This window comes from Parapedobacter deserti, assembly GCF_042646065.1.
GTDB lineage: Bacteria > Bacteroidota > Bacteroidia > Sphingobacteriales > Sphingobacteriaceae > Parapedobacter > Parapedobacter deserti.
In genome coordinates this window covers 123,980-147,562 of sequence record NZ_JBHRTA010000008.1, presented here as the reverse complement: position 1 = coordinate 147,562, position 23,583 = coordinate 123,980, and the positions used below count along the sequence as shown (strand labels likewise).

Below are 23,583 nucleotides of genomic sequence, written 5' to 3'. Positions count from 1 at the left end.
CAGATAACATTAATAAATGAAACCCATATTCAGTTACCTGCGCCTCCCGCTAGCCTGTGTATTTTTGGCGTTGATCGCTTTGTCCTGTAAAAAAGAAAAGCCCGTTGAAATTGCCGATCTGACCTTTGCAGCCGATACCTATTTCGTCCCTTCTGGAGGCGAGATTTTCATACGCATTAACCAAGGTAATAATAAGTATACGTTGGACGTTGCAGACGATGCCCTGATCCAGCTCAGGACTGATCTGGATCATTGGCCAGTGGACGCCCGTATTTATGTCTCGGGATTGAAAAAGGGAAGCACCGAGCTCACGGTGACCGATGAGGTCAGCGGTCGGCAGGAAACGCTCCATATCCACGTAGTCGACCCGTTTTTGGTCATAAGGGTCGGAGGGCCGATTCCGGGTATCTTGGTTGATCAGCGTATGCCCGGAGACACCCAGGATGCGATTAGAAAGGAAGCTAAGTCCTTTGGACCTTTCCAATTGGGCGAATTCCTCGTTTTACAGCATATTGCCGAGCAACGTTTTTATGTATTCGACAATCCGGGAAATCTGAACACCGAAAGCAAAACCCTGAATGCTTCCAACGTCAAATATGCTGGCACTTATGAATTTGGTGTTACGCATGACAGTTCGCCGTTTGATGAGGGCGAAATACGGCAATTGATACTCCATCCCGAAGATGGCGGGGAACCTATCAGCCTCCCTATACGTGCTAACAGTCAATATGCGATCCAAACATTGACCGATTTTATCGAAAACACGAATACTCCCTCAGGCGAAAACCTGCCCACGGATTATTTTAAACAGTTTATCTCTTTCCACATAGATCTCACTCCTCATTTCAAACCGGATTATCCCGATTACCTGCAATATGTCAATGTACACCACCAAGCACAATTATGGCGGGATTGTCATAATTCCGGCCTAAAAATCGGGGATGGCATCTTGAAATAGCCCTTCAAACGCGTTTATCTTAGTATTAACCAGATTAAATTTTGACGATGAAACTGAAACCACTACGCCGTCAACCATCTTACCAACGTATAGCGTTATCATACTTGTTTTTTGCGTTGTTTATCCTGTCCTGCAAAAACGAAGAAACTTTGGAAGTCAAAGACCTGCAATTTATACAGGAAACCTATTATGTGCCCGAAGGGGATTATGTGAACGTACATGTTGCCAGCGGAAACCAACAGTATTCGTTGAGTGGCTTCGATGAAGATCTTATCTCGCCCATGGTGTCCAATACCGATTTTCCAGCCGGTTCGATTTACGTCAACGGGCTGAAGAAAGGGAAAACGGCTATTACCGTCAAAGACGAAGTAAGCGGGCAGGAGGTCCAATTGACCATTCATGTCGTCGACCCTTTTTTGGCGTTGGAAGTCAGTGATGTTATCCCGATGATAAAAAACGAAGATTATGAAACCGTTCAGGCCATCCGGGAACAGGTAAGGACTGAGCCCCAACGTTTCTTTGGTTTTGAAACGCGGGAGGTGCTGATCTTGCAGCAAAATGCCGACAACCAATTTTGGGTTTTTAAAAACGAAGAAGAGGCCGCACGGGGCACTGTCCATAAATCCGGAAAATTCACGTTAACATTTTCTTATGGCGGCCCGAACAGGTTACGTTTGGATTACGAAGATTCGGATGAACCCATCGAATACGCCCTTTTTGCCCCCAATCAAACCGTCTTTTCGTCGCTATTGCGGTGGTCCCAAAACGGTGAACCGGAAAACAGCGCGGCCAACGTTCAATCCAATGCCTTGAGATCGTCCATTGGTTCGAAAAGCGCGGAGATACGTCAGAATACCTCTCCAGTGGAAAATTACGAACTGTTCCTGATAAAGGATTTTACCGCCATATTTAAGGAAACGCATCCGGAGGTTGAAGAGGTTGAGTTATTTCAGAGCATGCGTGTCTACGGACAGCGCCGGTATTTAAAAATTGCCGATGGGATTTTGGAATAGTTTTCGAGTATAAGGGCACCCGATAGGAACTGCAGGAAACGGTATGGACCGAAAAACGGGAACCAACCCGATCCCGAATCCGGGCGCCACCCATCGACAAAAAGCAAAGTGTATCGACCCAATGATGATGAGCATTGTTTCCATAGCTCACCTTCTCCATGGAGTCCGCAGAGAAACGCTCCCGGTAAACACTCGGCGACAAGCCGGTGTAACGCTTGAAAAGCCGATTAAAAAAACTTAAGTCTTCATATCCTACACTCCGGCTGATTTCCCAAACTGACTTCAGATCGTTTTCGATTAGGTGCCTTGCAGCATTAATCCGTACACGCTGGAGATAGTTGATGGGTGTTTCGCCGGTTGCTGCTTTAAATCGGCGGGCAAATGTACGAGGGCTCATATTGACTTTTGAAGCCAATACAGATACGTCAACTGGCTCCCTAAAATTTTTAAATATCCATTCCTGTGCGTTCCTAACCTGCTCATCTTCATGGTTAATCTTAGGGGCTTCTGCCGTGTATCCGGCTTGCCAGATGCGAGGAGTACGCAACAGAAGCGCTTTAGCTGTTTGCATGGCGATTTGATGACCGCAGTATTTCTCTACGATATAGAGGCATAGATCCACACCGCTGTACACACCACCGCTGCAAAAAATATTACCTGACTCCGTCACATATCGCTCCGGTTGCCAGTCTACCTGCGGATAACGCTTCTTGCAGTCATTGACAATGGCCCAGTGTGTGGTTGCCGGACGGCCGTCCAGAAGGCCGGACTCGGCCAGCAATGATACGCCTGAGCAGATCCCGGCCATGGCCGTACCTTGTTCATAAAACCGCCTCAACAACGGGATGAGTTTCTCATTTTGCTTGCAAATATCCTCCAGCTTACCTCCTCCGCCTGATACGACCAGTAGATCAGCCGTTTCAATCTCGTCGATGGAGTAGTCCGGTATCAGTTGCATAGGGGTAAGCGTCTGGACTTTTCGGCCATCCAGCGACGCCGTAAGAACATCAAAGTATCGCCTGCCCTTCGATCCTTTCAGCTGTCCATACAGATATCCAGCACTGCTTAAAATTTCTACAGGGGTCACCGCAGTGGTCGGTGTACCCCCGTTTACGAATACGACAACTGTTCGAATCATATTTTATTCTTTTTGGCAAAATCACCTATTCAATATGTCTGCTTTGCCACTTTTAAGCAAGCAAAATCTCATTCATATTTGCCTTGTACGAAATAGAGGCCTTACATGCAAAATTAATCCAAATTGTCGTAAGGAGATTCACTAACGTTATAAATAATTAACATCATGAAAAAAATCCTATTATTTGCTGGAAGTAACAGTGCTCAATCCATTAACCGGAAGATTGTGGAACAGGCTGCAGGGATGCTGAACGGTTATAAAGCCAGCTTGATAGACCTCAGGGACTTTCCATTACCGCTTTTTTCGGTAGATACGGAAGAGCAGGAAGGCGTCCCGGAGTCCGCTCATAAACTAAGGGAACTGTTTCATGAGCACGATGGTTTCGTCGTATCCATTGCCGAGCATAACGCTTCGGTCACAACTGCCTTCAAAAACACGATGGACTGGTTATCGCGGACCCAGGAAGATTATCGTATCCTATTGGGAAAGCAGGTTTGGTTGCTGAGCACCTCACCGGCGGAAAGCGGGGGGGGTCAGCGCCCTGGAGGATGCCAAAGCGATCTTTTCCATACTGGGAGCGGAGGTGGTTGGTGCCACCGCTATCGGCAACTTTTATGGTATCAGCCAAGAAGATATTCGGCAACAGGTTAGCCAGGCACTTAAAAATCTCCAGGAGACTGATGACGATTTTTTATGCGAACAGTTACCATAACCTTAGTTTCACTGATGCTCCTTTCATCAAAAGCGTTTGCCCAATCAGGCAGCAGCGCTCGATTTGACATTGACATCGACCCTATTGCGTTTGCATTGAACGGATTTTCCGTACATGGAGGATATCTCACCGGTGCCTGGCGTTACGATCTGGGCGTATTTGGGCTCGATATTCCGGGTTGGGCTCACGGCAATGATTTGTTCGACGCCGCTTTTATAGGAGCGGGCTGGAAAATAGACAGGTTTTTCAAGGGCCTGCCGGATGGCTTTTTTGCAGGTATAGATGGTGGCATTCAGCGGTTGAATGTTACCCATAAAGCCACTAATATACGTCAGGGCCGAATTCAGTACGTGCTGGGAGTACGCGGGGGCTATCGCTGGAATACCGGCTGGCAGAACCTCTTTATCACGCCGTGGCTAGGAATGGGATATGCGCTGAATGCGAAGGATATTGAAATGGAAGAGGATGTATTTAAATCTTCCCCCTTCACACCTTTTCCCACGATTCATGTAGGTTGGGCGTTTTAAAATAAAAGTGCAACTCTATGATGAGAAACAACCCAATAACCTGCCTATCAAAAGGAAAATCTTGTCAACGTTATAGTAAGGTAAATAAGAAGAATGAAAGCAAATCAAATGCAGCCTCCCTTACAGATTGATTATGAAGTACTCGTGTTTTCAACCAATTTAGTGAAGTCTGCTCAGGTGGGGCTCGTGCGTGAATCCCTCCTCAAAAGACGAGATATCTACAAGGTAACCATAGATATGGAAGATTCAGAAAAGGTACTCAGGATAGAATGTGCTACTAGGGTTTCACCTAGAAACATTAAGCGGATGGTAAAGAGTTTAGGATTCTCGTGTAGCGAATTAAAATAAAAGGATGAAATATATGGATGCGATGTATAAACGCAAGTCGTCGATCAATCATTGGAAACTTACTATCTGCCCGCTCAGTCGATGAGCTGAATCAAGCTGTTAACGGATGCATGGGGCATGACCATTTTTCCGCGAATGGCCATCCCTGCGCCAGCTTTGGGAATCCCCAGCAGCTCAACCGACGAAAATGGTTCCAGGTATGCGCTGATCCGTGCGGGCAATACAGCCTGCCGGATCACAGCGGCGATATCGATATAGAGATATAACGGATCGGCGCCGTTACGGCTTAGACCGGGATCCGGTGCTTGCTCTTCTGCATCTGGCTCCGTGCCAAACAACAGCCGCTTGCCAGTCCCGCCGTGGGTGTGTAATGAAAACAGCGGAAATGCCCCGGGACTGATCCGCGCCAATGCCGTATCCAGTAGCCCCTGCTCTGCTAGATAACCTCTCAAACGCCCGGCGTCCGAGGCAATTGCACCGTATATGGCCGGCACCGACCGCTCGACCGCCTCACGCACTTCCACTGGATTGAAATCGTCGTCATAGGCATAGTTAATCACGGTATCCCGTTGCGTAGTTATTCCCCGCCACCGCACGCACATATTGCCGCTGATATACCGTATCAAGCTATCCCGGCTTACCGTATGCCCGCCAAGCCGCCAGGTAGGCGGCGTCAACGACCAGCACCAAGCAGGCAACTGCAAAAAACCGGTGTTTTCCGTTTGCAGATGCGACGGAAATTCAGCAGCATCTCCTGCCCCGTCGGTGGAGAAGGCTATTTCCCCGCGCTTAAAGTCTAGCCGAAGCGCGTGTTGCCCCATGACATTGAGGTGCCCTTTCCGGTTCTTCAGCTCCCTGAAGCGGCTCGCCGCAAACGGCTCCTGTCGGTTGCCCTGCAGCAGCCCCCGGAGGTTTTCCTCTACCGACGCCAGCTGCTCACCCGGTTCCCAGCAAAGGGCAAAGGCGATACTGTCCGCGCTGTGAAGCGCAACCAAGTGCTGCGATACCACCCGGCTAAACGGCGTTGCAACCTCATACGCCCAGTCCTGTTGGCGGATAAACGCCTGAAGATCCCCGACGTCCTTGATGCGCAGTATACCAAATAACACGCGCGGCCTATCAGCAAATTGGTAGAGAAACAGGTTGGCAGGTATCGCCAATCCGATATCGGACCGTAAAAAACGATAAGTCCCGCCACGTTTCGCGTCCCGTTTAATATGCGAAGGGCTCCAAAGCTGGTTCCATAACACATCAGCAACCAATCCGTCAACTTGGACTTTGACCACCGAAACAGCGTCCCGGGGAACCTGCACGGCATACGATTGGCGTTGCCGATGGGCAAAAAACAAGCCTGTTCCCAACGTCAGGAGTACCAATACAGCCGCTGTGATCCAAAGAAGCCGCTTCATAACCGGATATCGTTCGCAGCCGGACTACCGCCTATCGTTCGACGCATAATCGACCAACCATAACAGGTATTGCAGTGCATTACTGAAATCTTTGGGCGCCTGCGCAACAAATTCACCGGAGAACGTATCCCCTTTCATTTTTCCGCTACGGAAATAGAAATTCCCCAGATGGCCAAACAATTGCTTGAACCGGATATGTTCTTCAAGTGCCGAGAGTTCCTCGTCGGAAAATCGTCCCAAGGCTTGCTGGGTGTTCAGAAAACCGGTCATTATATTCTGGCGGAGCAGTTTCCGGTGAAACCGGCTGGCTTTGCTTACGGTGCGATTGCTTGCTATCCGTTCCAGTTGATTGTGGGCAGTTCCGAGAAAAATAATACCGTTTCTATAAGTCACATAAAGCGGAGCGGGCAGTTTGCGGTGACTCAGGGCATACACCCGGTTGTCCAACGTCCCCACGCCTTTGCTCACCGTGTAGTCCATAAGCCGCTGGTACAAGGCGTGGTTATCGGACGAAAACATCAAGAGGAAGTCGGGAATGGTCTCGGTTTTCGTCTTTTCGACTTCCGTTACATTGTAGTCCTCGTCGTATTCATAATCGGTGTAGGCAACTTCGTGCTGGGTGAGGCCATTCAGCACGAACAATGCATCCCCCTTCACCGTTTCACCGATTGCTTTTTCATCCAGCAACAACGCCAGGATATCCGATCCAATATGGATTTCTTCTTCATACCCGCCCACCATCGGACCGTAAATCTTGCCGAGCATCTTAGGAAACTCCTCCATATACGCTTCCATATCAATCGCATAGGCGAAAAACCCCATCAACGAGTCGCTGTCCAGGTAACGGAGGAATTTCCGGTTGATTTTGTGGTCGTAGATCCGGGCATACGAGTGAGCGAGGTCGCCCTGCACGTCGACTGAAGTCTTCAGCGTTAGCTCATCTTCGTTGGCATAGACACCGGCCTGAAGGCTGCCGAAACCTATGGCCGATGTAGACGGGTAACGCCCTGCCAGCAACGAAAGGAAAAATTGGTCATAAATCAGTCCGAGGTTACGCACCCATGCCGTCACCAAGGCATCCTTATCCAAGCTTTTTACATAAGAAGCATTGTTTAGGATATGCTGCCGAGGCAAATCGGATAAGACCTGCTCCGCATAAGTGCCGACCCACACGGCCACCAATGAATCCTTCTTTTGGCGATTGGCTTCGTACTGGCTCCAATAACCGTCATCATAGCCGTCTGTTGCCGCGGTATCCCATGTACTATCGTCCCAACCGAAGCCGTTATCCAACGTATCGATGTCCCACCCGGCGGTGTCAATGACCACCCCGGTCGTGTCCACACCGTCATAAGGAGGAAGCACGTACTCATCAGCATATTCTTCGGTATACCCATCGTTGTCAAACGTGTCGGCGTATGCATAGGTATCGCCATAGTTGTCCTGTAAAATACCGTACCGGGCGGCCACCCCCTCATCATAAAAAAAATCGTCTACCACGCTGCCGAAGGTAATCACGGCCAACCGGTCATTCCACCCCACGGTGGTGCCCGGCGATGCCGTGTCGGCTGCGGCACGGTATATACCGTCCACTTCAGTGAGGGCACCGCCACCGAACCCCTCAGCAAACTGGCTGCTATTTTTCAACGGCAACAATACGGTGTGATACCATATGCTGTCGGTCTGCCGGGTATAATAGTATAAGGATGAGTGGATGTCTACCCCCATATCTTCAATGGATGTCAGGGAAATACCTGCTTCCTTTCCGAAGGCTTGCAGCATTTTCGTACCCAACGTGGAGGTGTTGAAATCGGCCACGTCCACTAAGTTAAAAAAGTGACCGGTCCTGACGGACACCACGGCGAAAGCGTCCTCCGGAATGCGGTGTGCCAAGTCCTGCGCATACGTATAAACCTGGCATAAACACGCCATGGCGGTTAAGAAAGAAGTGGTTTTTGTCATACTACTGTGCTAATTGAATACGGTTAGAAAGTGATTGGTTGCCATTGATAAGATCCATGATACGGGTTTGCAACATGACGGCTTTCTTTGATGCCGCCAGCTTTGCTGCCCCGTTGCTTTGTTGGCTGACCGGCCGCTCGAAGCGGTAGATACTGGTATATAACGCGTCCTTGAATACGGCCTGATCGGCGGGCTTCAGCCGGTTATACTCCGCCTTCGCTTGCGGAAGATGCGTATACGCCCGCCTGAATGTGCCATGTCGCCCGTCATACGCGTATGAACTCTGGCTGTCCATCGGCATCTTCATTTCTTTGAACGCCATATTCATCACGTCGTTGAGGTCCGATACGTTACTGAACGAAAATTTCATCACGGCGATGTAGGTATCGAAATTCACCTGATGCGTGACGTTGGTAATGCCGGGTATAGCTGCCAGCCGATCGGCCAGCGCGGACATCTCGCGGCGAATGTCTGCTGGTGAAGGCACCTTGTGGCCGTTGACGCTGTCCAACAGCATAATGGATGCGAGCTTCGTACGGCTTTGGCTTAGGTTGGCCGTCAGCGTCACCGTTCCGGAACCGTCCTCACGCACGGAAATGTCTTCAATAATCTGGAAACACGAGGTGAAACAGGTGCATGACAGTACAACGCACATTAACCGGACAAGTCGACTTTTCGTCTTAATCATGGAAGCTTTCGATAACACCGGCAAATATAGCCTTTCGTCCCAGTTCATGAAACCCCTGTTTTCGGGGATGTTTTGGGGATGTATTATTAACGTCTTCGATGCGATGTCCCGTTGGCAGGGCAAAACTGTGCGGGCGCGGCTACCGAACCCGTGTTAAATGCAGTTGCCTCGTTACACCCCCATCGTGTGACATTTACTTACATATTTTGCTTATTTTGCAACCCATTATTATCACAAAACAGCCCTATGAACAACTTCGGCATTCATTGTTGGCTGGCCGTCGTATCTACCGTATGCTTCTTCGGAATCGGTACCGTGATCGCCGCGCCGCCCCAAACAGACAGCCTCACGCAGGAATTCAAGAAGGCTACCACAGACTCCGCCAAGATTGCGCTCCTGACGGAAATGGCCCGGCGGGTGCCGCACAACGATTCGGCCAAAGCGCTGACCCTATGGAAACAGGTGCTGGACCTGGCCGCTAAGAGCCGAGATCCGCTCAGCGAGGCGAAGACCTACCTCAACATAGGTTCCTGGCACTACGACCATTACCGTACGGACGAAGCCGACCGGTATAACCGTATCGTGCGGGAAATGACTGAACAGGACACTTCACGCAACGCCCGTGTGCTTTTTGCCAAAAGCCAGATCAATGCGGCCAACATCGCCTGGCAGCGCAACCGCATCGATGACGCACTGAGCGGCTACTTGGACGTGCTCCCCTTGCTCAATCAGCTGGCCGACACGGAATCATTAGCACTCGTCAATACCAACATCGGTATTTTATTCAACAACCAGCAACAACACGAAAAATCGGCACACTATCTCCTCGCCGCGGCCGAACAATATAAACAGTCGGCCCCGGTGCGCCATGGTGATGTCGCCGACATTTACATCATCCTCGCGAGACTCGGCTTCCGCGCCGATACCTTATCGAATGCACGGACGGCCACTTACCTCGATAGCGCACGCCACCACCTGTTGCACCTGGATGCCACACACCATATATGGGCAAATTACTACCACATGAAAGGGCGCTACCAGCTGGCCGCCGGTGAGCTGGCGGCGGCAGAGCATTCCTTCGGTCAGGGTCTGCTCATTGCCCGGCGATATAACGACACGTATACTTCCTGCGATATCCTGTTGCACCTTTCGGAACTGTACGAGCGCCGGGGCGAGTTTGCCAAGACTCGGCCCTTGCTGGATGAACTGCTGCAGATCAGCCATTCCAATCAGGTGGGCTCCTACCAGCTGAAAGCGCTCCGGGCATTGTCACGCATGGAGCATCGCCTGAAGCAACCTGACCGGGCCTACCGCTATTTAGCACAATACATCGACCTGGCCGACAGCCTGCGTTATGCAGAAAACACCCAGATCCTCCATGAAATGGAGGAAAAATACAAACTGGCCGAGGCGGAAAACACGTTACTGACGCTGCAGCGCGAGAACGAGCAAAAGGATTTCGCCATCGAGCGCAACCGCTGGTACATCGGATTGCTGCTCGGCATTTCCATCCCCTTGCTGGCCACCTGCATCCTGATTTTCCTGCTGTACCGCAATAAACGTAAGCTATTGGTTCAGCAGCAGCGCATGCACACCCTTGATGTGGAACGCATGGAACAGGCCCACCGGAATTCGTTACTCTCCACCTTGCTGGAAGGCCAGGAAAAGGAGCGGGAGCGGCTGGCGCGCGACCTGCACGACGGACTGGGGGGCATCCTTTCCAGCATCAAGATGGACCTCTCACGCATTGCGCATGCCTTGCCGGAAGACGTTGCCCAGCGCCCGATGTTGGCTTCGGTAGCCAGCAACGTGGATGGTGCGGTGGAAGAATTGCGTGGAGTCGCCCACAGCATGATGCCGTCCATGCTGGTCAACTACGGTTTGGTGGAAGCACTGCGGGAGTTTTGCGATAAATTGAAAAGCTCGGGTGTACCGGTTTACTACCAGGTCGTCCACTACCGCCAACCGGTAACTCGGTCGCGCGAAATGGCGCTTTACCGCATTGCACAGGAACTGATCAACAATTGCGTCAAGCATGCGGAAGCAACGGAAATATTGGTGCAGTTGCAGCAATCCGATGCCACGGTAACGCTCGTGGTCGAAGACGACGGCCGGGGATTTGATACGGAGCGCTCCGGCAAAGGCGCAGGACTCCGAAATGTGAGGATGCGCGCCGATTTGCTGGAGGGCACATTCGATATCCGGTCCGACAACGGAGTCGGCACGACGTTTACCGTCGAATGCCCCATATCGGCTACGCCTGTATCAGCCCGTATTCCGTCGCCAGTTTAATGGCCGATGCCAGGTTCTTGACCTCAAATTTTTCCATCAGGTTCTTGCGGTGGCTTTCTACGGTATGCGGACTGATAAACAGTGCCGCGGCGATCTCCTGCGTGGTTAATCCTTTGGCCGCCTGGTGGAGGATTTCTTTTTCCCGGCGGGTGACCTTGGGCACGCTCTTCAACCCTTCCGTGGTTTTCCGCTTCATGATTTCGGCCGACTGCGAACACAGGAAGCGCCGGCCGTTGATAACCGTGCGGATTCCCTCCACGATTTCTTCCCCCACCGCATTCTTTTGGATATAGCCGTCGGCGCCTTCCTGAAACATGCTGTTGATCACCGCGTATTCATTATGCACGCTGAGCGCTATGATCCGCGTGGCCGGCGACAGCGCCTTTACTTTCCGGACCAGGTCGATGCCGTTGATATCCGGCAGGTTAATGTCGAGCAACAACACCGATGGGAATTCCGATCCAATGGCTTCCAGCGTCGCTGCGGCATTAGCAAAGCATCCCTTGACCTGGAGGGTCTCGGCTTCGGAAAGCACGTTTTTCAGTCCTTCCAACACCAGCGGATGATCATCTGTAATGAAAATGGATACCATAACTAAAAATTCACTGTAAAAATCACTATATTTTCCTGAATCATCCGCATTGTTCTGAAAAATGGCTGATTTTCGGGATGGCTGAGGCCAACGGGTAACATTAACTTTGCGTCATGCGAAATGGCTGTGCATATCCGATTGCCCTGGCGCTGGCTGCCGTGTTGAGCACGCCGGCCAGCGCCTGTATGGCGCCCCCTGTGCAACCGCCCAGTGGACAACTCACTGACACGATGCACTATTATCCTTACCTGGCAGCCGATGGACGGTATGGCTATGCCGACGAACAGATGAACATTGTCATCCCCCCTTCGTTCCGCTCCGCTGGAACATTCACCTCCACCGGTTTCGCTGTCGTGGAAGATGAGCAATTGCGTTATGGCGTGATTGATAAGTCAGGCGAACTGGCTATTCCTTTCCAGTACCGTAATGTATATTTACAAGTGGTAGGCAACCGCACATTCGCCCACACGGAACGGGGATATATCAATCGCTTTCGGTTTTGGGAGTGGCGTTTCCTGCCGGGGTTTTCCATCACCGGTGGCTCGTCGGATAGCCGGTTGTTTGACACCAAAGTCAAACGCGCTCACCTGAAAATTACCGTGCTGGAAACGAATCAAACCATTTATTCGCAACGTATTTCCACCGGCGCTGGCTATAGCTTTCATTTCGGCATCCACCCGCTGGACAGCCAACACTTCCTGCAGCGGAACAGGCTTTTTAAGTTAACGGATCGAAAGGTAAAGCTGCTGGCGCGGAATATTTTTGACAAGGTAGATGGCGGACTGCTCCTGCAGCAGCGGGGAAACGGCTTCCGGTTGATTGACCGCGAGGGGAAACCGGCTTCCGGCACGCGGTATAGACAGGCCGACAGCCTGCACACCGCTATCAACGGCTTGCCACTTTCCATTCCCGTAAGCAGCAATCGATACGATGATGCGTGCCGTGCCATGGTGCTTGCAGACGACGAAGGACACCAGTATATCTTTCCCGATTTCAGCAAAGCATTTCCTGCAAGGATAGATGCTGTAGCCGTTCATGGCGTAGCTGCCGACACCGTAGTCCGTACGGCTCGACTGATCAGCGGGATGCCCGGCACAGACCGCTTCATGCTGCGGTGGTTCAATCGGCAGGCATCCCGGTTCGAACACGCCATGGTCGATACGGCGGGCCACTGGCACATGGACCCGCCGCTTGACAATACATTTACCGTGGTAATCCCTTCGGGAAATATCCGCTGGCCTCCCGCGGGGCACACCATCCCTGATGAGGCCCTGGAAACCGGTTGGCGAATTGTCGCTTACAGCAACATAGCAGACAAGCTCTATGAGGTGACCATCAAACGCGACAGCACGAAACGCATGGGCGTTTGGGATGCCGGGGCGGGGGACTGGCGCTGGAAACCTGAGCACCATTACATCCGCTGCCTGAATCTGCGCCGAGGCTATTGGACTTTTAAGCCCGGCAAAGACAGCCGCTACGGCTTGTATCATCTACCGTCGGGGCGCGTCGTCATCCCGCCGAAATACCACGACATGTCGGCCGATGGCACGGTATCTTATTACGATGAAAAGCTCGGTTATACCCGGTTTTACGTAAATTGGCAGACGCAACAGGAATTCCGGGAAAAAAGCAACTGAAATGAGACTGTGGTTTGGTTTAATGGCACTCATTACCCTTTCGTACGCCTGCACGCAGCGCGGGCGGAAGGTCGAGCCTGCCTTTTATTACTGGAAGACCGTGTACCAAGCCGATGACACGGAGCAAGCCTACCTGAGCGGGTTAGGCGCAAAGCGGCTTTTTGTGCGGATCATGGATGTGGATAACCAGGGGCCGAACGGCGAACCGATTCCGGTCTCTCCCATCGCGTTCAAGGATACGCTGCCCGATTCCCTCCAGCTGGTTCCGGTGGTGTTCATCACCAACCAGGTGCTCAAAGACCGTACAGAAGCCGAGCTTGACAGCCTGGCTGAACGGGTAAGCGCCTTTGTGCTGGGCAAAATCAAGCAGGCAGGGAAATCGGAATTTGATGAGTTGCAAATCGACTGCGACTGGACCGCCAGTACCCGGGAGGCTTACTTCCACCTCCTTGACCGGATACGGCAGCGGATGCCGGCGGGCACGCTGCTCTCGGCCACGTTGCGCCTGCACCAGGTGCGCAATCCGCAAAGCAGCGGCACGCCGCCGGTAGACAAGGTGCTGCTGATGTGCTACAACATGGGCAACCTGCGCAGGTTCGGGCCGCAAAATTCCATCCTGGACATCAACGAAATGCGCGTATACCTGAAGGGATACCTACGCGCCTATCCGCTGCCGATGGATGTGGCGCTTCCGCTCTTTAGCTGGTCAGTGGTGTTCCGTGAGGAACGATATGCCGGCATCAGTAAGCGCCTGGACCCCGCCCTACTCTCGGACACCGCCTTGTTCAACCCGCTGGACGACACGTCGCTCTTCCGGCTTAGGGAACCGCTTCCTGAAGCCGGCCTCCGGAAGGGAGACGTCATCCGCCGTGAGCAGGTCGGCTACGCGGACGTACGCCGGGCCGCCCGTTTCCTCGCCGATGAGCTGCCTGCGGCAGACTTCACCCTGCTCTATTACCACCTGGATAAAACGTTGCTGGCTGGCTTTCCAGCCGAAACACGATCAGCGTCACATGTACCGTCACCACAACAGCTATTCACCCATGCATCGCTTCAGGAAATTATCGATTGCTTTTAGTGCTTTTGCCGGCGCTTTCTTCGGCGAAATCGCGCTCAATATCGCCTGCGGTCCCGAACCCGACCCATACGACTATTACGTGTCGTACTTTCACAACAACGTGGCGGGCGACGGGTATGCCCCCTTTTCGTTTACCGACCTCCGCTTTCTCTACGACGAGGAGGAACCCGGGAGCGAGTCCCGCATCAACAGCGCGGAGTGGGCTGAATACTTAGGTGATGGCGTACGGCCTACTGATGTGCACGCCGCGATGTACCGCGCCGATGCCGCCATGGACTCCGTTATACGCGCTTTTCTGGAAACGCAGGCCGCCCCGCTGCCCGACAGCCTTTCGGGAAACACCTACCTTCAGGCGCTTGCCCGCAACAAAAATGCACGCGCGCTTTACCTGTTTGCCAAGACCGTGGAACCCCATGCACTGGCTGCGCATGCGGGTTATGACCACTACTGGAATCCCGAACCGCGTGATACCGCCAGCATGAACGTATTGGCCGCACAGGCGGAGGCATTGGCAAGGCAGCACCGGAAAGCCTCGTTTCTTCGCATGCGCTACGCCTACCAGGCGGCACGCATGTACCATTATGCGGGCGATTATGCCAACTGTGTCCGCATTTATGACCAGTGGATTGATGAGGCACCCGCCACGACGGCCCTGAAAGGCTGGGCACTGATGCTGAAAGCAGGTGCGCTGCGGCGTCTCGGGGAAATCACGGAAGCGGCGTACTTATTCGCAAACGTATTTTCCAGTAACCCCGAAAGGCGGGTACAGGCCTATAAAAACATCCACTACATCGATGTGCCCGTTGAAGAAATACTGGCCCATGCGCAGTCCGATGACGAACGGGCAACCATTCACGCGGCGCTGGGCTTCCGAAATGCGGACCTCGATACCGCGACCCTGAAAACGGTCTACCGGCTGGCGCCGGGCAGCCCGCTGGTCGCCACGCTCCTCGTCCGCGAAGTGAATAAGCTGGAATCGCGCCTCACGGAGCAGTCGCCCTACTACCAAGGTCGCTGGGGCGGGTGGGGGTTCTATAATGGCAGCACCCCGGCATCAGCCGCGCAGGCACATGCCCAGGCAATCATCGGCTTTTGCCGGCAGCTGTCGGCAGACGCCGCTTATCCCGAACCGGCGCTCGGCACCGTCGCAGAAGCCTACCTCCATTGGCTCCTGCACGAGGATACCGAAGCTGCGGCCCTGCTGAGCGGACTGGCTCCCGGGACACTGTCGCCCCGACTGGCCGACCAATACCGCATCGTCGACCTGCTGGTACGTGCACGGGCGCTGGAAACCCCGCAGCCGGCCGATGTAGCGCGGTTAACCGAGACATTAAACTGGCTGGATGCCAAACGCAGTAAAGAACTACGGGAAGCCATGGAACGGGGGGGCGATGAACCGGGCTATGCATTATGGGCGCAGAAAGACCTGCGCTTTACCCGTACGGCTGCCAATTTTTACCAATCGCTGCTTGCGCCGCACTTCATGGCGTCCGGCGATACCGCCCTCGCCGCAATGGCCATGCTGAAGGCGGATCCCCCCTCCCCAGCCAACGAGGAGGATGCCAGCAAATCCTTGCTATCGCGGATATCGTGGAGCGCTGCGACGTTCTGGCGGGAGCAGCTACCCCCCACCGCCCTGGAACAACTGGGCCGCTGGGCTACCGAAGGCATGGATTCGCCATGGGCGCCCCTCTTCGGCAGTCTGCTGGACGACCTCATCGGCGACGACTACTGGGATCTGCTGGGGACAGCATACCTGCGCACACACCATTACGAAGCGGCATCCCGCGCGTTTGCAAAGCTCTCTCCACAATTCCAGCGCGAAACGCCGGTGGACTGGTATGGCGGGGAGGAGCAGCCGCTGTACCCTGACCCGTTTATCACTGCCATCAACGACTACCCCAAACGTTTCGGCGGCACACCGCTCACCAAAACCGCATTCGCGAAGACCATGGCCGACCTACAGCGGCGCATTGCCGAAGACCCCGGCAATGCGGCCTCCTATTACTTCCAGCTGGCCAACGGCGTGTACCAGACCGGCGCTTTCGGCAACGCATGGCAATTGATCAGCTACCACTGGACCAGTACGCACAACTACATCCGGGGAAATTACTACTATGCCGGCGATTACCACGATGCCCGCCAGGCGGCAGCTTGGTACGAGAAGGCGCGCGAGCTGAGCAAAGACCCCGAATTCCGTGCGAAATGCACGTACATGCTGGCTAAATGCGAACAGAAGCGGTACAGTTACCCCAGCCTAAAAGCGTATTACGACGATGGCTTCTCATACGGCAATAGGCCCGACCCCTTCTGGCTATTCAGCCAACAGAACAGGTATTTCGGGGAATTGGAGACCCACTACGGAAATACGGCGTTTTTTCAGGCGGCCGTACGGGAATGTACTTACCTCGCCGATTTCATAAACAGGCCGTAGTGCAGGCCGATAACGGAACGCATGAGAAGCATCGTCTTATCATTCACCTGTTCGTTGGTATGCTGCCTGGCCGTGTTGGCTTGCCGTGCACAGGACGCATTGGATGCCGTGGCCAAGGCCTATCAGCAGGCCGGCTACGAAAACGGCGAGAAATTCCTGAAGGCCGGCCCCTATGTCCGCGCACTGTTTTTCAACGAACGCCGGGACGAAGCGATAGCCGTTCTGGAAGAAAACATCCGGTTGGCGCGAAAAAGGCGAGATGGCAAATATGCTGCATACCTATACGGACTACGGGCACTCAACACGTTCATACTGGGCGATTCGGTACAGGCTGCCCAGTACATCGATAGTGCATCGGTTTTCGCGGCCCGCACGGCTGACCGCAAAATTAAGGGTTATGTGCACTACTGCCGGGGATGGTTGTTGGTACGCGGGGGTCTTGAGGTGGATGCCGTAAATGCCTTCGTGGACGGGCTTCGCCTACTCGAAAACACCGATGGCTACGCCTATCAACGCTCAATCTACGGCGAGTTGTATGCCATATACGCCAATTGGCGGGCAACTGACCTTCAAACGAAGTATGCCTACCTGAATCTGGATCTGGCCGTAAAACGGAAAGAACCATCGGCCCTGTTCGACGCACACATGCGAATGGGGCACCTGTATGAGACGCTTACCTCAGAAACCGGAAACCCATCGTTTGCCGACAGTGCAGTGCGCTATTACCGGAGCGCGATAACCCTCTTAGAGGATAACCCGTCAACGATGGGAACCTCGCCCACCGATTTGGCGCATGCAGCCATTAACCTGGCAAACCTGCACCTCAACAACGCCGATACGGCTGACCGGCGGCAGGCAGAAAAGTATGCGCGCAAGGCGATTGCAATCGCCGACCAGTATGGGCATACCCAATTCAGGGCCGCTGGCTATGGTATCCTGTCTGCCCTGGCACGGCGCAGCCATCAGCCTGAAAACGCAAAAACCTACCTGCTGGCCGCTCTGGCTGCCGCTTCGCAGGAGACGGCCATGAATACCGAAACGCTTCCCCTTATTTTCCGGAACCTTGCCGAGCTGTCGGAGGAGCAGCAGGAGCATACCGAAGCGCTGCATTATTACAAGCAGTACGTAGCCGCCGCCGAGGATCGATTCGACGCGGAGAAGTTGGAATTGTCTGCACGGCTGGAAGCCCAATACGAGCGCGCCAAGCAACAACAGGTACTGGGGCAACTGCGTCTGGAGTCCGCGCAAAAGGAACAGCAACTCAAGTTGATGGATGCGCGTGCTGTCGAACAGCGGCAAGCGCTTGAAGTGATGAAACTCAACGAAGAAAACCAGCGCCAGCAACTGGCATTTGCTAACCTCCAAAATGAGCAGAAGGAGCAGGAGCTCGCAGCTGTGCAACGCGAAGTGGCGCTCAAGTCGCGCATCAACCAGACCTACATCATCCTTTTTGCTGTTGCCCTGATCATGATGGCCCTGCTGCTTTACGCCTATCGGCAGCGCTCAAAGACGTTGACCCAGCAAAGGCATCTTCATCGGCTGGAAATGGAACAGGTTCAGCAGCAACATGAAATATCCAACCTCACCGCCATGCTCAGCGGGCAGGAGCAAGAGCGCTCGCGGTTGGCGCGCGACCTACATGATGGCCTTGGCGGACTGCTTTCGGGGACCAAGATTGAGCTTTCCGCCGTATTTTCCCGCGTGAACGACACGGCCGCCCGGGAAAAAGTCACCCGCTCGCTGAACCAGCTCGATGCGGCGGTCAACGAGCTCCGCCGTGTGGCGCACAACCTCATGCCCGAGCTGCTTTTGAAATACGGACTCACGGAGGCCATCCGTGAATACTGCAGCCGGATGTCCCATGGCAACCTAGAGGTGGCTGCCGAAATCGTCAACTATGCCGACAGCCTCGACACCAACCGTCAGGTGGTCATCTACCGCATCATCCAGGAACTGGTAAACAACGCCATGAAGCATGCCCAGGCCAAGCACATCTTGATCCAATTGGCACAGACCGACGGCACCCTATACCTCACCGTAGAGGATGACGGCGTTGGGTTTGACATCGCCACGCTGGATGGGCGGAAGTCGGCTGGCATACACAATGTACAGTCTCGCCTGGATTATCTGAAGGGTCACCTTAACCTCATCAGCGAGCCAGGCATGGGTACCACGGTGGAAATTGAAATTCCCTTTTTTCAGGGATTTATTACATGAACGGTAACGTTGATATTTGTTTCGGCAAACAGGCAGTATTGCCTAAAGACTACGTGTATGAAAACAGCTATCTATTATCTTTTATGGGCATCATTAGCAGCACTCGTAACCCAAGCTTGCGCATGGGAAGGCGACCGCAGGAGCGGCCAGCCAGCAACGCGTGTTTCCGTTGAATTGAAACCCACCGCGTTTGCAGTCGACACCGTGCACTTGCTGGACGAGTGGAAGGCACTGGCCAGCCTTACCCAACCCGCTGGAGGTCCATCGCGGTCGTTTGACGTTTCCGTGGTGGTGAATGATACGGCCGTCACCGCCGAAATCCGACCGAAGCTATCCGATCGTCACCGCCAAAATTTCATCCGGTTGCTGGATACACTAACCCGGCATCCGTCGCCTATCCCACAAACACTAAGAAATCAGCAATTGTCCGTCCGTGAAACCGACACCAGTTTGCTGAGACTGCTTGCACTTGCGCCTGACACGACGTTTGCATTGCTCCCGGACCTTGGCAGCGCGCACTGGACGTATACCCACCGTGAAGTACCGGGTTACGCCGGCATGTCGCAATCCTATGTCACGACCTACCTCACGTACCGGCTGCGGCAGCCGATTCCTTCGCTCCAGTACAGGCTTGGGTTTGCGTCGTCCGCGTCGGAGCAGGAAAGCCCCATCCGCGAATCGATGGAAGCTATTATGCAACAGCTGCCGCCTTCTTCGGTCGACTATTCCATCGGTACTGGAGAGCCCGTTGCCGATAGCCTGTGGCAGCAGCTGCGCGGCAACCAGCGGCTCACTATCGATTCCAACACCATGCAAATCCGGTGGACATCGGTCGATTTTAACTTCAGGCCATTTACCCCTATGCTCGATCAGGACACGCTTTTTACCGTCAGTGTTGCGAAATTACTGGAAGAAACAACTCCTGAAGTGTATCACCTGCTGCTTGCGCCGGAGTTGACCCGCATCATGGCCGCTTATCGGATGGACGACGATGAATAGCAACAAATAGGATTTATAGATGAGGTTTTCACAAATTGTCATAGGGTTATCGGCCAATTTTTGGATGGTGCTGTTTCACACATCTTTTGTGATGGCCCAAGACACGATCGACCATGAGAATATATTTTCGCTGCAGCACAATCGTGTAGCGGTGCCCAAGGGGCGTATGCTGCATATCTACTCCCTTAGCAAAGGGAATTGGCAGGTAATGGACAGCCTTGCCCTTCCGAAAGCATATCAGGCGTTGGATGGCAATATCAGGAAGGTGTACATGCTTATGGAGGACAAGATGGTGTTCCATGGCTTTAATGGAGAACGCAGGGATACACTCCGTGGCAATGACAGCTTAAAAATGCCAGCAGCTTCGCATTGGATAAGGACACCCTATACGACGGAAAAGGATATCTCGGTATATCAGCATGGAAGGCAGATAACGTATGTGAACGATGGGGATGAGTGGTATAAAATCGACATGAGTGAGCGCCTTGCACAGGTACTAAAAAAAACATCGGTGGAACCACTGGTGAAAGAAAACGATGCAAGACCATTTAAAAAGTTGTATTCATTTGAGAATGCAGTCGGCGAGCAGTTATCCGCTGTATATGATGATAAAATAACGTTTCACCGTTACGATTTACCCGAGGTGTATATGCAAGCGCTCAAAATAGACTTTGAGGAACACTACGGACACCCTTACCCGTTACAGGAGGAAATGGAATTTGTGATGAAAGGCGAAGCCATCACGGCGTTTATTTACGATAGGCGGATGGTCGCTGTTGTTTTTCCCGATCTGATACGGTTTTTTGTATACGATTTCGGTCGGAAAAGATGGATACAAAATCCCGATATACCGGATTTGGCTTACGGGTCTTAGTTTTTGCAGGCAACCTGAAAATCGCACATTACATACGCGCTTGGTGGCTCCGCAAAAAGCTCAGTCTTCCCCGATATACCAAGTACTCCACGTTTATAGGAGTTTGTAACGGCTCCAACAAGCCCCGGTCGGCCGCAGCGATGTCGTGCTGAATGTGGTGCAGTCCGCCGCATAACCGAACCCAACCGTCGAATACCGAAGTTATTGTATTGTTTCCGCGGTACCGAGTCGCTGTCAGGTACCATTCCGTTGCGGTACCGCGATAAATTTCTACGTATACACCCCGATCATGTCTATTCAGCCACGCACGGATTTCCGGCCAGCTCACCAAGGCGTGACCTGCCATAAGCAGCAGAAGAGCACCGTTGAATACAGCCAGCAGCTCACCCAGGTATTCCCATCCCCAGCCTAATTTCCATTCGATAAACCAACAGGTCGCTGTTAGCAACAACGAAATAACCAGACTGACACCGGCATATAATTTCAGCGTTCCTGAGAGGTTATTTGCGATCACCTCCCAATCTTCGGAACTTACCGGCCTGCGGATGGGCTCGGTCACATCCGAACCCGGATAAACCCCACCTGCAATCAATCCACCGGGCAGCAGGTACAGCTGGATCGGCAGCCGACCCTGTGAGATCACCTCCACGATCCGGGTGTTCTGGAATGCCCTGAATCCCAAAAATGCCAAGGTACCTTCAATGGGGTGGCCATCGATCACATAGCGCACCCGTTTCCCTTTGAGGCGCTGGATGCCATCCAACGTACCACTGATCATCGACCACGCATTTTTCCGGAGACACTCGTCGAGCACACGCCGCTGTTTGCGATGATAAAAGATAAAATACGCCGGTATTCCGAAAAAAATGAAGTAAAGTACGCCGAGGAAAACCTGCACGCCAACCGCTTCATTCCGTAAACTCCAGACAACCGCGATGAGTACCAAAAGGAGCACAAAGGCGGTCACGATAAATGTGCAATAAAACCGGTGGTGATACCCCCGCCGCTCTTCGAGTGTTCTGCGGATTGCTGACGGTAAAGAAGAAGAAGCGTTCTCGCCGTATGCTTGAATCATTAGTGATTTAATAAAGGTTGTAGCCTATATTGTTTCCTTTGTGTATCCCACATGACCTTGGGCAGCGGCAAGCGCAGCATCGCCGCATTGGAAACCAGTGCCAGGTCATACCGACGATCCACCATGACGATCCGGTATTCATTCGCCGAGCACGACTGTTTGGGTATCGGTGTGGTTCCCCGATTGAATCATCACTTCCACTGTGTCGCCCCGGAACTCCACCAAAGCCCGCTGCTCGCTGCTGACGGCGATGGCATGCCGTTCCTGTGCCCGTGCACCAACGGTGCAGACGACCAACATAGCACCGAATAGGATAGGTATACGAAACATCATGTTATTGCTTTTCCTTCCGCCTGACGGTTAATGCATTGAGTTCATCGGTAGCGGTATTCCATTGATAACCGAATGCAACATCGCCCACAAAGAGCTGAATCTCCCATAGATTTTCGTCCAGCTCCCGGGCATACACCTCTTTCCCCAATAACCAGTCTGCCATCCAGCCATTACCGGGATTATCCGAGCCCAACACGTAGGTTGCCGTAGACAAAACCTGTGAATATTTGAATTCATTGATGGAAATCGATTCAGGTAGTCTGTGTTCCCCAAAAGGGTCAAACAACCCGAGATCGGATCGCATCTCCTCCGTCAACTCCAGGTCTTCCTGCACAAATTCGGCCCAACGCTCCGGCCGGATTGACGGGTAGCGGCCGAGCGTCGCGTTGCGCAGGGCCGTATAAGCCGCGCGGTTTTCTGCCAGAAATTGCCGCTGCCTATTCTCAACTTCACGGAAGTCAAAATCCGGGTAAACGTGGTCGTACAGCGTCCATTTAAACTCGTCGACTTTGTTCAATAGTTTCTGTTGCGGGGTAAGCGCCTTTGGTAACCGTCCCGCCAGCCAACCCGGTTGCTGCTTTCCACCAGTATAGACCAGTACCTTCAGCAGCTCGATGCGGCCCGTGGCATAGTCCCAGCTGTATTCGATTACAAAAGCACGGTTAACCAACGCTACTTTCCATTGCGTATCCTTGATCAGATCGGCAAAATACAACCACCCCAATCCATATAGCTGAACGTATTCCTGCAAGTGCATTTCCTTTTCCTGCGTTAGGTGATCCGACACTGCGATGTGGAGCAGGTTGACGGAAGCCAGGGTACCTCCCGGACCTAACGTCCGGGCAGCGGTCAACGCACTCGTTAGGTCGATCACTTCCCGCACCGAAACCCCATCTTTTTGAAAATAATCGTCCAACACCTGCAAATCCAGCACTTCATAGCCGGGAAAAATCTCCGGGATAGGCGGCAATGCTTCCAAACCCGTAAGGCGCAGGCGGAGATAGCGCTCCTTGTTTTCCTCAACAAAAGCCTGCATATGGCGGGTTACCGGGTGTGCTAAAGCGGCCTTTGGATTATTTTCCCCCGCCGCTATCCAATCGACAAATTCCGCTTTCTTCTCATTGCGATAGGGAGCCATCCAACGGTCCAGGTCCGCACTCAATTGCTGCTCTTCCGTTTCGGCAGTTGGTTGCGTCTGGCAAGCAGTGGAGCTGCTCAACCACAGTAAAAAGACGACTAAGTATACCTTTGGTGTGTTCATCATCCAAAACAACACAAAATACCGCTTGCATAAAAC

At 53.0% G+C, this 23,583-nt stretch carries 19 protein-coding genes; 11 read left to right on the top strand and 8 right to left on the bottom strand.

The features are described from left to right. The first annotated feature begins 16 nt into the window (after nt 1-16). The gene (locus ACFOET_RS02385; RefSeq protein ID WP_379019186.1) at nt 17-958 is read left to right on the top strand and encodes a hypothetical protein; all 942 of its coding nucleotides are present in this window, start codon (nt 17-19) and stop codon (nt 956-958) included. A 47-nt stretch (nt 959-1,005) separates the two neighbouring features. Next, nucleotides 1,006-1,971 (top strand): hypothetical protein, encoded by a 966-nt coding sequence (locus ACFOET_RS02380; RefSeq protein WP_379019184.1) that lies wholly within the window; start codon nt 1,006-1,008, stop codon nt 1,969-1,971. Here the strand turns inward: ACFOET_RS02380 and ACFOET_RS02375 are convergent. Then, a complete protein-coding gene (locus tag ACFOET_RS02375; protein ID WP_379019182.1) occupies nt 1,868-3,109 on the bottom strand; it encodes a GlxA family transcriptional regulator in 1,242 nt (413 codons plus the stop codon). The genes ACFOET_RS02380 and ACFOET_RS02375 overlap by 104 nt on opposite strands. Before the next feature lie 165 nt (nt 3,110-3,274). Here ACFOET_RS02375 and ACFOET_RS02370 point away from each other — a divergent pair, with 165 nt between their 5' ends. Together ACFOET_RS02370 and ACFOET_RS02365 are read left to right on the top strand one after the other, a co-directional pair. Further along, complete coding sequence (locus tag ACFOET_RS02370) at nt 3,275-3,760, top strand: NAD(P)H-dependent oxidoreductase (protein WP_379019180.1); 486 nt, start codon at nt 3,275-3,277, stop codon at nt 3,758-3,760. A 75-nt stretch (nt 3,761-3,835) separates the two neighbouring features. Further along, nucleotides 3,836-4,348, top strand: a complete 513-nt coding sequence (locus tag ACFOET_RS02365; protein ID WP_379019178.1) for a hypothetical protein — start codon at nt 3,836-3,838, stop codon at nt 4,346-4,348. A gap of 422 nt (nt 4,349-4,770) precedes the next feature. Here the strand turns inward: ACFOET_RS02365 and ACFOET_RS02360 are convergent, their stop codons facing one another. Genes ACFOET_RS02360 through ACFOET_RS02350 form a run of 3 tightly spaced genes read right to left on the bottom strand, consistent with a single transcriptional unit; the run spans nt 4,771 to nt 8,755 of the window. Continuing rightward, complete coding sequence (locus ACFOET_RS02360) at nt 4,771-6,105, bottom strand: hypothetical protein (RefSeq protein ID WP_379019176.1); 1,335 nt, start codon at nt 6,103-6,105, stop codon at nt 4,771-4,773. Nucleotides 6,106-6,129: 24 nt separating this feature from the next. Then, complete coding sequence (locus ACFOET_RS02355; protein ID WP_379019174.1) at nt 6,130-8,067, bottom strand: hypothetical protein; 1,938 nt, start codon at nt 8,065-8,067, stop codon at nt 6,130-6,132. Between the two features lies 1 nt (nt 8,068). Further along, nucleotides 8,069-8,755: a hypothetical protein gene (locus ACFOET_RS02350; protein WP_379019172.1), complete on the bottom strand. Its 687-nt coding sequence runs from the start codon at nt 8,753-8,755 to the stop codon at nt 8,069-8,071. A 246-nt stretch (nt 8,756-9,001) separates the two neighbouring features. On the opposite strand from ACFOET_RS02350, the gene ACFOET_RS02345 reads away from it, so the two are divergent. Continuing rightward, complete coding sequence (locus tag ACFOET_RS02345) at nt 9,002-11,047, top strand: ATP-binding protein (RefSeq protein ID WP_379019170.1); 2,046 nt, start codon at nt 9,002-9,004, stop codon at nt 11,045-11,047. Here ACFOET_RS02345 and ACFOET_RS02340 read toward each other — a convergent pair. Then, on the bottom strand, nt 11,010-11,639 hold the full coding sequence (locus tag ACFOET_RS02340) for a response regulator transcription factor (protein WP_379019168.1): 630 nt from the start codon (nt 11,637-11,639) through the stop codon (nt 11,010-11,012). The two genes, ACFOET_RS02345 and ACFOET_RS02340, sit on opposite strands and share 38 nt — an antisense overlap. 113 nt (nt 11,640-11,752) lie before the next feature. Between ACFOET_RS02340 and ACFOET_RS02335 the strand changes: the two genes are divergently transcribed. Genes ACFOET_RS02335 through ACFOET_RS02310 form a run of 6 tightly spaced genes read left to right on the top strand, consistent with a single transcriptional unit; the run spans nt 11,753 to nt 20,878 of the window. Beyond that, nucleotides 11,753-13,276, top strand: a complete 1,524-nt coding sequence (locus ACFOET_RS02335) for a WG repeat-containing protein (protein ID WP_379019166.1) — start codon at nt 11,753-11,755, stop codon at nt 13,274-13,276. A gap of 1 nt (nt 13,277) precedes the next feature. Beyond that, nucleotides 13,278-14,354: a hypothetical protein gene (locus tag ACFOET_RS02330; RefSeq protein ID WP_379019164.1), complete on the top strand. Its 1,077-nt coding sequence runs from the start codon at nt 13,278-13,280 to the stop codon at nt 14,352-14,354. Continuing rightward, nucleotides 14,290-16,788: a tetratricopeptide repeat protein gene (locus tag ACFOET_RS02325; RefSeq protein WP_379019162.1), complete on the top strand. Its 2,499-nt coding sequence runs from the start codon at nt 14,290-14,292 to the stop codon at nt 16,786-16,788. The genes ACFOET_RS02330 and ACFOET_RS02325 overlap by 65 nt, the downstream gene beginning before the upstream one ends. Nucleotides 16,789-16,809: 21 nt before the next feature. Further along, nucleotides 16,810-19,005, top strand: a complete 2,196-nt coding sequence (locus tag ACFOET_RS02320; RefSeq protein WP_379019160.1) for an ATP-binding protein — start codon at nt 16,810-16,812, stop codon at nt 19,003-19,005. Nucleotides 19,006-19,062: 57 nt separating this feature from the next. After that, nucleotides 19,063-20,004: a hypothetical protein gene (locus ACFOET_RS02315; protein ID WP_379019158.1), complete on the top strand. Its 942-nt coding sequence runs from the start codon at nt 19,063-19,065 to the stop codon at nt 20,002-20,004. Between the two features lie 19 nt (nt 20,005-20,023). Then, nucleotides 20,024-20,878 (top strand): hypothetical protein, encoded by an 855-nt coding sequence (locus ACFOET_RS02310; RefSeq protein WP_379019156.1) that lies wholly within the window; start codon nt 20,024-20,026, stop codon nt 20,876-20,878. Nucleotides 20,879-20,906: 28 nt separating this feature from the next. On the opposite strand, the gene ACFOET_RS02305 is transcribed toward ACFOET_RS02310, so the two are convergent. From ACFOET_RS02305 to ACFOET_RS02295, 3 genes are all read right to left on the bottom strand, one after another. Beyond that, nucleotides 20,907-21,953, bottom strand: a complete 1,047-nt coding sequence (locus ACFOET_RS02305) for a hypothetical protein (protein WP_379019154.1) — start codon at nt 21,951-21,953, stop codon at nt 20,907-20,909. A 138-nt stretch (nt 21,954-22,091) separates the two neighbouring features. Further along, on the bottom strand, nt 22,092-22,286 hold the full coding sequence (locus tag ACFOET_RS02300; protein ID WP_379019152.1) for a hypothetical protein: 195 nt from the start codon (nt 22,284-22,286) through the stop codon (nt 22,092-22,094). Nucleotide 22,287: 1 nt separating this feature from the next. After that, nucleotides 22,288-23,550, bottom strand: a complete 1,263-nt coding sequence (locus ACFOET_RS02295) for a hypothetical protein (protein ID WP_379019150.1) — start codon at nt 23,548-23,550, stop codon at nt 22,288-22,290. Nucleotides 23,551-23,583: the final 33 nt, after the last annotated feature.

Bases quoted from the DNA above. Each gene is read 5' to 3' on its own strand.
- ACFOET_RS02360 (WP_379019176.1), bottom strand. From the start codon at position 6,105: ATGAAGCGGCTTCTTTGGATCACAGCGGCTGTATTGGTACTCCTGACG.
- ACFOET_RS02380 (WP_379019184.1), top strand. From the start codon at position 1,006: ATGAAACTGAAACCACTACGCCGTCAACCATCTTACCAACGTATAGCG.
- ACFOET_RS02385 (WP_379019186.1), top strand. From the start codon at position 17: ATGAAACCCATATTCAGTTACCTGCGCCTCCCGCTAGCCTGTGTATTT.
- ACFOET_RS02355 (WP_379019174.1), bottom strand. From the start codon at position 8,067: ATGACAAAAACCACTTCTTTCTTAACCGCCATGGCGTGTTTATGCCAG.
- ACFOET_RS02345 (WP_379019170.1), top strand. From the start codon at position 9,002: ATGAACAACTTCGGCATTCATTGTTGGCTGGCCGTCGTATCTACCGTA.
- ACFOET_RS02335 (WP_379019166.1), top strand. From the start codon at position 11,753: ATGCGAAATGGCTGTGCATATCCGATTGCCCTGGCGCTGGCTGCCGTG.
- ACFOET_RS02330 (WP_379019164.1), top strand. From the start codon at position 13,278: ATGAGACTGTGGTTTGGTTTAATGGCACTCATTACCCTTTCGTACGCC.
- ACFOET_RS02350 (WP_379019172.1), bottom strand. From the start codon at position 8,755: ATGATTAAGACGAAAAGTCGACTTGTCCGGTTAATGTGCGTTGTACTG.
- ACFOET_RS02340 (WP_379019168.1), bottom strand. From the start codon at position 11,639: ATGGTATCCATTTTCATTACAGATGATCATCCGCTGGTGTTGGAAGGA.
- ACFOET_RS02375 (WP_379019182.1), bottom strand. From the start codon at position 3,109: ATGATTCGAACAGTTGTCGTATTCGTAAACGGGGGTACACCGACCACT.
- ACFOET_RS02320 (WP_379019160.1), top strand. From the start codon at position 16,810: ATGAGAAGCATCGTCTTATCATTCACCTGTTCGTTGGTATGCTGCCTG.
- ACFOET_RS02310 (WP_379019156.1), top strand. From the start codon at position 20,024: ATGAGGTTTTCACAAATTGTCATAGGGTTATCGGCCAATTTTTGGATG.
- ACFOET_RS02325 (WP_379019162.1), top strand. From the start codon at position 14,290: ATGTACCGTCACCACAACAGCTATTCACCCATGCATCGCTTCAGGAAA.
- ACFOET_RS02365 (WP_379019178.1), top strand. From the start codon at position 3,836: ATGCTCCTTTCATCAAAAGCGTTTGCCCAATCAGGCAGCAGCGCTCGA.
- ACFOET_RS02300 (WP_379019152.1), bottom strand. From the start codon at position 22,286: ATGATGTTTCGTATACCTATCCTATTCGGTGCTATGTTGGTCGTCTGC.
- ACFOET_RS02370 (WP_379019180.1), top strand. From the start codon at position 3,275: ATGAAAAAAATCCTATTATTTGCTGGAAGTAACAGTGCTCAATCCATT.
- ACFOET_RS02295 (WP_379019150.1), bottom strand. From the start codon at position 23,550: ATGATGAACACACCAAAGGTATACTTAGTCGTCTTTTTACTGTGGTTG.
- ACFOET_RS02315 (WP_379019158.1), top strand. From the start codon at position 19,063: ATGAAAACAGCTATCTATTATCTTTTATGGGCATCATTAGCAGCACTC.
- ACFOET_RS02305 (WP_379019154.1), bottom strand. From the start codon at position 21,953: ATGATTCAAGCATACGGCGAGAACGCTTCTTCTTCTTTACCGTCAGCA.